9 protein-coding genes, 1 rRNA gene and 4 pseudogenes are annotated in these 8,623 nt (G+C 33.7%); 7 read left to right on the top strand and 7 right to left on the bottom strand.

What is annotated here, in order from left to right:
- From DYE19_RS11485 to DYE19_RS11070, 4 genes and pseudogenes are all read right to left on the bottom strand, one after another.
- Window positions 1-329, bottom strand: a pseudogene (locus tag DYE19_RS11485) (flavodoxin domain-containing protein); the annotation flags it as partial.
- Window positions 330-459: 130 nt separating this feature from the next.
- Window positions 460-798 (bottom strand): potassium transporter TrkG, encoded by a 339-nt coding sequence (locus tag DYE19_RS11480; protein ID WP_255313163.1) that lies wholly within the window; start codon window positions 796-798, stop codon window positions 460-462.
- A 182-nt stretch (window positions 799-980) separates the two neighbouring features.
- Window positions 981-1,621: pseudogene (locus DYE19_RS11475) on the bottom strand (potassium transporter TrkG).
- A gap of 121 nt (window positions 1,622-1,742) precedes the next feature.
- The gene (locus DYE19_RS11070; protein WP_115323616.1) at window positions 1,743-2,393 is read right to left on the bottom strand and encodes a YigZ family protein; all 651 of its coding nucleotides are present in this window, start codon (window positions 2,391-2,393) and stop codon (window positions 1,743-1,745) included.
- 77 nt (window positions 2,394-2,470) lie between these two features.
- On the opposite strand from DYE19_RS11070, the gene tusA (DYE19_RS11065) reads away from it, so the two are divergent.
- Window positions 2,471-2,710: a sulfurtransferase TusA gene (gene tusA / locus DYE19_RS11065; protein ID WP_115323312.1), complete on the top strand. Its 240-nt coding sequence runs from the start codon at window positions 2,471-2,473 to the stop codon at window positions 2,708-2,710.
- A gap of 57 nt (window positions 2,711-2,767) precedes the next feature.
- On the opposite strand, the gene DYE19_RS11060 is transcribed toward tusA (DYE19_RS11065), so the two are convergent.
- Window positions 2,768-3,196 (bottom strand): F0F1 ATP synthase subunit epsilon, encoded by a 429-nt coding sequence (locus DYE19_RS11060; RefSeq protein ID WP_049214372.1) that lies wholly within the window; start codon window positions 3,194-3,196, stop codon window positions 2,768-2,770.
- Between the two features lie 40 nt (window positions 3,197-3,236).
- Window positions 3,237-3,904: pseudogene (locus DYE19_RS11055) on the bottom strand (ATP synthase beta subunit C-terminal domain-containing protein); the annotation flags it as partial.
- Between the two features lie 15 nt (window positions 3,905-3,919).
- Here DYE19_RS11055 and DYE19_RS11050 point away from each other — a divergent pair.
- Window positions 3,920-4,584, top strand: a pseudogene (locus tag DYE19_RS11050) (ATP synthase beta subunit C-terminal domain-containing protein); the annotation flags it as partial.
- A 40-nt stretch (window positions 4,585-4,624) separates the two neighbouring features.
- Window positions 4,625-5,053: a F0F1 ATP synthase subunit epsilon gene (locus DYE19_RS11045; RefSeq protein WP_049214372.1), complete on the top strand. Its 429-nt coding sequence runs from the start codon at window positions 4,625-4,627 to the stop codon at window positions 5,051-5,053.
- Window positions 5,054-5,111: 58 nt separating this feature from the next.
- Here the strand turns inward: DYE19_RS11045 and tusA (DYE19_RS11040) are convergent, their stop codons facing one another.
- Window positions 5,112-5,351: a sulfurtransferase TusA gene (tusA, locus tag DYE19_RS11040; RefSeq protein WP_115323312.1), complete on the bottom strand. Its 240-nt coding sequence runs from the start codon at window positions 5,349-5,351 to the stop codon at window positions 5,112-5,114.
- Window positions 5,352-5,428: 77 nt separating this feature from the next.
- Between tusA (DYE19_RS11040) and DYE19_RS11035 the strand changes: the two genes are divergently transcribed.
- The 4 genes from DYE19_RS11035 to DYE19_RS11020 all read left to right on the top strand — a co-directional run.
- Window positions 5,429-6,037 (top strand): YigZ family protein, encoded by a 609-nt coding sequence (locus DYE19_RS11035; protein ID WP_115323311.1) that lies wholly within the window; start codon window positions 5,429-5,431, stop codon window positions 6,035-6,037.
- Window positions 6,038-6,040: 3 nt separating this feature from the next.
- Window positions 6,041-7,492 (top strand): TrkH family potassium uptake protein, encoded by a 1,452-nt coding sequence (locus tag DYE19_RS11030; RefSeq protein ID WP_115323310.1) that lies wholly within the window; start codon window positions 6,041-6,043, stop codon window positions 7,490-7,492.
- A complete protein-coding gene (hemG, locus tag DYE19_RS11025) occupies window positions 7,492-8,004 on the top strand; it encodes a menaquinone-dependent protoporphyrinogen IX dehydrogenase (protein ID WP_049214376.1) in 513 nt (170 codons plus the stop codon). The genes DYE19_RS11030 and hemG overlap by 1 nt, the downstream gene beginning before the upstream one ends.
- Before the next feature lie 478 nt (window positions 8,005-8,482).
- Window positions 8,483-8,623 (top strand): 16S ribosomal RNA (locus tag DYE19_RS11020); the annotation flags it as partial.

Genomic DNA, 8,623 nt, shown 5'->3' with positions numbered 1-8,623 from the left:
TTGCCATTGATTACGTAAAAAAAACTTTCTCACATAAACATTCGTTTCTGGAGTATCTTTTCCTTTCTTACGTGTGCCGTTAAGTTTACACCAAAAAAAGCTGTTCTTTTTTTTTTAAAAGCGCGGTTGATTTTTGAATAAAATTACTCAAGATTGAATTAAAATGGCCATAACGTATTGAGGCCAATAATAATATTATCAAAACTTTCTATTTGTATATTTTCTGTTAATGCTTTAATCTTACTTCACCTTGTAAATGGGCGGCAATATATTTCGGCGATTTTTTTAGTCTGTCCATCATGACTTGAATATAAAATTAATGTTTTCATTATTCTTTCCAAAATGCTGGGCTAAATAAAACAAGTAATGAAAAAATCTCTAATCGCCCACAAATCATGGCGAAAGTCAGTATCCACTTAGCATTATCTGGGATACTAACAAAATTACTACTAACTTGCCCTAAACCCGTCCTAAATTATTTAAGCAAGCAACAACTGCATTGAAAGCATTAAAAATATCAACTCCACAAGCAATTACACCAAATAAACAGAGCACAAACACAAGAGCATAAGCAGAAAAAAATGCCCAAATCCCTTCTAAAACTCGTTCAGGTACAATATTGCGTCCTAATTTAATTGGATAAACTAAGTTTGGATGTACAAAACGCTTAATTTCTCGATTCCATTGTAATGATAAAATTAAAATTCTTACTGCTTTTAAACCGCCTCCTGTCGATCCAGCGCATCCCCCTACAAAAGAAGAAAAAAAGTAAAAGTATAGGTATAAAAGAAGGCCAATGAGTAAAATCTGTCGTTGTATAACCCGTTGTAGTAGAAATAGATACTGCTTGAAAAGCAGCCTCCTCTAAGCTATTTTCATGACCACTCCACCAAAGAAAAAGAAAACAAATCACAATAAGTACGATTTGAAAACTCATAAAAAATTTAAATTCAGGATCACGTAAATATATTCTAAGCGATTTACCACGTTTTCAATTCTGAAAATGCAGCAAAATGCAATGCATAATTACAAGCAGAAATAAGCAAAAACACAATGGTAATAATATTAATTATACTATTATTAAAATACCCCATACTTGCATCATGAGTAGAGAAGCCACCGATAGATACTGTTGAAAAACTATGACTAATTGCATCAAAAATTGACATACCTGCTAACCAATAGGCAAATGCACAAAAAATGGTAAGTGATGTATAGATAAACCATAAAATTTTGCAGTCTCTGCTATACGTGGACGCATTTTTTGATCTTTCAATGGACCTGACATTTCAGCACGATATAATTGCATTCCTCCTATCCCTAAGAGAGGAATAATTGCAACAGCTAATACAATGATTCCCATACCACCCATCCATTGTAATAACTGACGATAAAATAGAATTGCTTTAGGTAAATTATCTAATCCAGTAATGTTTGTCGCTCCAGTTGTTGTTAAACCAGAAAAAGATTCAAAAAAAGCGCCAGATAAACTAAGTTCTGGCTTTTCGAAAAGCATAAAAGGTATAGCACCGAGGCTACCTAATACAATCCAAAAAGCGACAACAATGAAAAAACCATCACGAGAACGTAATTCCTCCTTATGATGATGAGACAAGACCACCACAATGATAAACCTACAATTGAACTCATTACAAAAGTTTGTACAAATGCTTTACCACCACCATCGCCATATAATAATGCAACAAAAGCAGGCGCTAACATAGTGATAGAAAAACACATAACTAGGATACCGATAATTCGGATAATCGATAATATTCGCACAAATTACTCTCTTTTAATTGTAGTTGTCCACTTGAACGTTCTATTATTTCTTGTTCAAAGATATTTAGTTTATCATCTCTAATACCTAGCTCAAAATCTACCTTTTCGCTATACATTTGACCAATTACTAATATTTCATATTTTTCAAACAATAATTTCAACCAATTAATCTGCGTGTAATCAGACCTTAATTTATAATTTTTATACTGTACTTTTAATGTTGTTTCTAAGTTTAGTAATGCTTGTTGAACACCGTTACTATAAGCTCTTACTAATCCACCAGTTCCTAATAGGACACCACCATAATAACGTACAATAACAGCACTTATCTCACCGATATCACTTCCTTGCAATACTGATAACATTGGTTTTCCTGCTGTACCAGCTGGCTCACCATCATCAGAAAAACCAAATTGTTGCGAATCTATTGGTGAACCGGCTACTGTTGCCCAACAATGATGACGAGCATTAGGATGTAGTTCTTTAATCTCTTGCCAAAATATTTTTGCTTCAGCAATACCTTCAGTATGACGTAAATAAGTAATAAAGCGGCTTTTTTTTATTTCTTCCTCAAAAACAACCGCACTTTTTGGAATGTTATATTCAATCATTCAATTTATTAAACTTTTAGGCTACCTGAGTTTGATGTATTATACCGCTTAAGTTTATTCAACAAACGATAAAATTCATGAATGAAATTACTGTTACTCAAACATTAGACACTTTAGGATTACGCTGTCCAGAACCTGTCATGTTAATAAGAAAACATATACGCTATTTAGAAAATGGAGATGTATTACTATTAATTGCAGATGATCCAGCAACAACAAGGGATATTCCAAGTTTTTGCCAATTTATGGAACATACTTTATTAAAAAGTGAAGTAGAAACAACTCCTTTTAAATATTGGGTAAAAAAAGGAAAATAGATATAAAAATAAAAGACCACAAATAGGTGGTCTTTTATTTTTCAATGTTTGATTTAATTAGCGTTTATTTTTTACTAATTTTTCTGTCAATTCATAAGCACGTAGTTTCGCCAATTCTTTAGATAGTTTAGATGCCAACATTTCATAATTTGCATCACCATGACGAGAACGAATATTTTCTTCTGCACGTTTTTTCGCAGCTAAAATACGATCACCATCAAGTTCATCGCCTCGAATTGCTGTATCAGCTAATACAGTAACAATATTTGGCTGAACTTCTAAAAAACCACCTGAAACATAAACAACTTCTTCTTTACCATCTTCAAGAGTAAGTTTAACAATACCAGGCTTAATTGCAGTAAGTAATGGGGTATGACCTGCCAAAATACCAAGTTCACCTTCAATACCCGTTGCCTGAATACTCTTTACTAGACCAGAAAATATTTGTTGTTCCGCACTAACTACAGTTAAATTAAATACTGACATGTTTTCTCCTTCAAGCCTGGTTAGTTGCTTTCAGAAGCAATTATAATTTTGCTGCTTTTTCTAATACTTCATCAATGGTGCCTGCCATATAGAACGCTTGTTCTGGAATATGGTCATATTCACCCTCTAAAATACCTTTAAGCCACGAATTGTTTCTTTCAATGGAACGTATTTACCTGGCGTACCGTTAAATACTTCCGCTACGAAGAACGGTTGTGATAAGAAACGTTCGATCTTACGTGCACGTGCCACTACTAATTTATCATCTTCTGATAATTCATCCATACCAAGAATTGCAATGATATCTTTCAATTCCTTATAGCGTTGTAATGTTGTTTGAACACCACGAGCTACATTGTAATGTTCTTCACCAACAACTAATGGATCCAATTGACGAGAAGTTGATTCTAACGGGTCAACTGCAGGATAAATACCTAATGATGCAATTTGACGACTTAATACGACTGTTGAGTCTAAGTGCGCAAATGTTGTTGCTGGAGACGGATCAGTTAAGTCATCAGCTGGTACATAAACCGCTTGAACAGAGGTAATAGAACCTGTTTTGGTCGAAGTAATACGTTCTTGAAGCACACCCATTTCTTCTGCTAAAGTTGGTTGGTAACCTACCGCAGATGGCATACGACCTAATAATGCTGATACCTCAGTACCTGCAAGGGTATAACGATAAATATTATCTACGAAAAATAATCCTACCCGTAGGAATTTTTCGTAGATAATATTTATCGTTATACCCTTGCAGGTACTGAGGTATCAGCATTATTAGGTCGTATGCCATCTGCGGTAGGTTACCAACCAACTTTAGCAGAAGAAATGGGTGTGCTTCAAGAACGTATTACTTCGACCAAAACAGGTTCTATTACCTCTGTTCAAGCGGTTTATGTACCAGCTGATGACTTAACTGATCCGTCTCCAGCAACAACATTTGCGCACTTAGACTCAACAGTCGTATTAAGTCGTCAAATTGCATCATTAGGTATTTATCCTGCAGTTGACCCGTTAGAATCAACTTCTCGTCAATTGGATCCATTAGTTGTTGGTGAAGAACATTACAATGTAGCTCGTGGTGTTCAAACAACATTACAACGCTATAAGGAATTGAAAGATATCATTGCAATTCTTGGTATGGATGAATTATCAGAAGATGATAAATTAGTAGTGGCACGTGCACGTAAGATCGAACGTTTCTTATCACAACCGTTCTTCGTAGCGGAAGTATTTAACGGTACGCCAGGTAAATACGTTCCATTGAAAGAAACAATTCGTGGCTTTAAAGGTATTTTAGAGGTGAATATGACCATATTCCAGAACAAGCGTTCTATATGGCAGGCACCATTGATGAAGTATTAGAAAAAGCAGCAAAATTATAATTGCTTCTGAAAGCAACTAACCAGGCTTGAAGGAGAAAACATGTCAGTATTTAATTTAACTGTAGTTAGTGCGGAACAACAAATATTTTCTGGTCTAGTAAAGAGTATTCAGGCAACGGGTATTGAAGGTGAACTTGGTATTTTGGCAGGTCATACCCCATTACTTACTGCAATTAAGCCTGGTATTGTTAAACTTACTCTTGAAGATGGTAAAGAAGAAGTTGTTTATGTTTCAGGTGGTTTTTTAGAAGTTCAGCCAAATATTGTTACTGTATTAGCTGATACAGCAATTCGAGGCGATGAACTTGATGGTGATCGTATTTTAGCTGCGAAAAAACGTGCAGAAGAAAATATTCGTTCTCGTCATGGTGATGCAAATTATGAAATGTTGGCATCTAAACTATCTAAAGAATTGGCGAAACTACGTGCTTATGAATTGACAGAAAAATTAGTAAAAAATAAACGCTAATTAAATCAAACATTGAAAAATAAAAGACCACCTATTTGTGGTCTTTTATTTTTTATATCTATTTTCCTTTTTTTACCCAATATTTAAAAGGAGTTGTTTCTACTTCACTTTTTAATAAAGTATGTTCCATAAATTGGCAAAAACTTGGAATATCCCTTGTTGTTGCTGGATCATCTGCAATTAATAGTAATACATCTCCATTTTCTAAATAGCGTATATGTTTTCTTATTAACATGACAGGTTCTGGACAGCGTAATCCTAAAGTGTCTAATGTTTGAGTAACAGTAATTTCATTCATGAATTTTATCGTTTGTTGAATAAACTTAAGCGGTATAATACATCAAACTCAGGTAGCCTAAAAGTTTAATAAATTGAATGATTGAATATAACATTCCAAAAAGTGCGGTTGTTTTTGAGGAAGAAATAAAAAAAAGCCGCTTTATTACTTATTTACGTCATACTGAAGGTATTGCTGAAGCAAAAATATTTTGGCAAGAGATTAAAGAACTACATCCTAATGCTCGTCATCATTGTTGGGCAACAGTAGCCGGTTCACCAATAGATTCGCAACAATTTGGTTTTTCTGATGATGGTGAGCCAGCTGGTACAGCAGGAAAACCAATGTTATCAGTATTGCAAGGAAGTGATATCGGTGAGATAAGTGCTGTTATTGTACGTTATTATGGTGGTGTCCTATTAGGAACTGGTGGATTAGTAAGAGCTTATAGTAACGGTGTTCAACAAGCATTACTAAACTTAGAAACAACATTAAAAGTACAGTATAAAAATTATAAATTAAGGTCTGATTACACGCAGATTAATTGGTTGAAATTATTGTTTGAAAAATATGAAATATTAGTAATTGGTCAAATGTATAGCGAAAAGGTAGATTTTGAGCTAGGTATTAGAGATGATAAACTAAATATCTTTGAACAAGAAATAATAGAACGTTCAAGTGGACAACTACAATTAAAAAGAGAGTAATTTGTGCGAATATTATCGATTATCCGAATTATCGGTATCCTAGTTATGTGTTTTTCTATCACTATGTTAGCGCCTGCTTTTGTTGCATTATTATATGGCGATGGTGGTGGTAAAGCATTTGTACAAACTTTTGTAATGAGTTCAATTGTAGGTTTATCATTGTGGTGGTCTTGTCATCATCATAAGGAGGAATTACGTTCTCGTGATGGTTTTTTCATTGTTGTCGCTTTTTGGATTGTATTAGGTAGCCTCGGTGCTATACCTTTTATGCTTTTCGAAAAGCCAGAACTTAGTTTATCTGGCGCTTTTTTTGAATCTTTTTCTGGTTTAACAACAACTGGAGCGACAAACATTACTGGATTAGATAATTTACCTAAAGCAATTCTATTTTATCGTCAGTTATTACAATGGATGGGTGGTATGGGAATCATTGTATTAGCTGTTGCAATTATTCCTCTCTTAGGGATAGGAGGAATGCAATTATATCGTGCTGAAATGTCAGGTCCATTGAAAGATCAAAAAATGCGTCCACGTATAGCAGAGACTGCAAAAATTTTATGGTTTATCTATACATCACTTACCATTTTTTGTGCATTTGCCTATTGGTTAGCAGGTATGTCAATTTTTGATGCAATTAGTCATAGTTTTTCAACAGTATCTATCGGTGGCTTCTCTACTCATGATGCAAGTATGGGGTATTTTAATAATAGTATAATTAATATTATTACCATTGTGTTTTTGCTTATTTCTGCTTGTAATTATGCATTGCATTTTGCTGCATTTTCAGAATTGAAACGTGGTAAATCGCTTAGAATATATTTACGTGATCCTGAATTTAAATTTTTTATGAGTTTTCAAATCGTACTTATTGTGATTTGTTTTCTTTTTCTTTGGTGGAGTGGTCATGAAAATAGCTTAGAGGAGGCTGCTTTTCAAGCAGTATCTATTTCTACTACAACGGGTTATACAACGACAGATTTTACTCATTGGCCTTCTTTTATACCTATACTTTTACTTTTTTCTTCTTTTGTAGGGGGATGCGCTGGATCGACAGGAGGCGGTTTAAAAGCAGTAAGAATTTTAATTTTATCATTACAATGGAATCGAGAAATTAAGCGTTTTGTACATCCAAACTTAGTTTATCCAATTAAATTAGGACGCAATATTGTACCTGAACGAGTTTTAGAAGGGATTTGGGCATTTTTTTCTGCTTATGCTCTTGTGTTTGTGCTCTGTTTATTTGGTGTAATTGCTTGTGGAGTTGATATTTTTAATGCTTTCAATGCAGTTGTTGCTTGCTTAAATAATTTAGGACCGGGTTTAGGGCAAGTTAGTAGTAATTTTGTTAGTATCCCAGATAATGCTAAGTGGATACTGACTTTCGCCATGATTTGTGGGCGATTAGAGATTTTTTCATTACTTGTTTTATTTAGCCCAGCATTTTGGAAAGAATAATGAAAACATTAATTTTATATTCAAGTCATGATGGACAGACTAAAAAAATCGCCGAATATATTGCCGCCCATTTACAAGGTGAAGTAAGAGTTAAAGCATTAACAGAAAATATACAAATAGAAAGTTTTGATAATATTATTATTGGAGCCTCAATACGTTATGGCCATTTTAATTCAATCTTGAGTAATTTTATTCAAAAATCAACCGCGCTTTTAAACAAAAAAAGAACAGCTTTTTTTGGTGTAAACTTAACGGCACGTAAGAAAGGAAAAGATACTCCAGAAACGAATGTTTATGTGAGAAAGTTTTTTTTACGTAATCAATGGCAACCGACTTTAAAAGCTGTATTTGCTGGTGCATTATTTTATCCTCGTTATAATTTTTTTGATCGAATAATGATTCAGTTTATTATGAAAATTACAGGTGGTGAAACTGATACAACAAAAGAAATTGAATATACTGATTGGGATAAAGTGAGACTGTTTGCAGAGCAATTCAATATGATGAAATAATTGACCTAGTGATTAGTCTCGCAAAAATATAATAAATTAGTTAATAGAGAAATAAATAGTCAATAACATTGCTTAAAAAAATAGCAGTTGTGTTTAAATTTCATATCTTTAACAAAAAAGGACTTGCCAGAGAAAAATAAAAGCCTATAATGCACGACCGCAAAGCAAGGAAGGCAATGAATAGTGAAAGGTAGTTGTTTTTTAGGAAAAATTTCTAATATTTCTACTTAAAATTGCTTGACAGTGAATCTGTAATTTATTATTATTTTCAGCCTTGCTTAAATGCAACGTTCTTTAACAATTTATCAGACAATCTGTGTGGGCACTTGTTGATTGATTTCATTTTGAAAAAAATTTTAATTATTGAAGTCTTAATAGGTGCTTATAACTGAAAATTCATACTGATTTAATATTAAGAGCTTAATATTAAATAGAAGTGTAAACTTTAGCTAAGCAGTTTATTGAGCGATTGAACTTTGAATTGAAGAGTTTGATCATGGCTCAGATTGAACGCTGGCGGCAGGCTTAACACATGCAAGTCGAACGGTAGCAGGAAGAAAGCTTGCTTTTTTTGCTGACGAGTGGCGGACGGGTGAGTAATGCTTGGGAATCTGGCTTA

This window comes from Pasteurella canis, assembly GCF_900454865.1.
GTDB classification, from domain to species: Bacteria; Pseudomonadota; Gammaproteobacteria; order Enterobacterales; family Pasteurellaceae; genus Pasteurella; species Pasteurella canis.
Note: the sequence above shows the minus strand (reverse complement) of the source record. Positions and strands in the feature narration are given on the sequence as shown.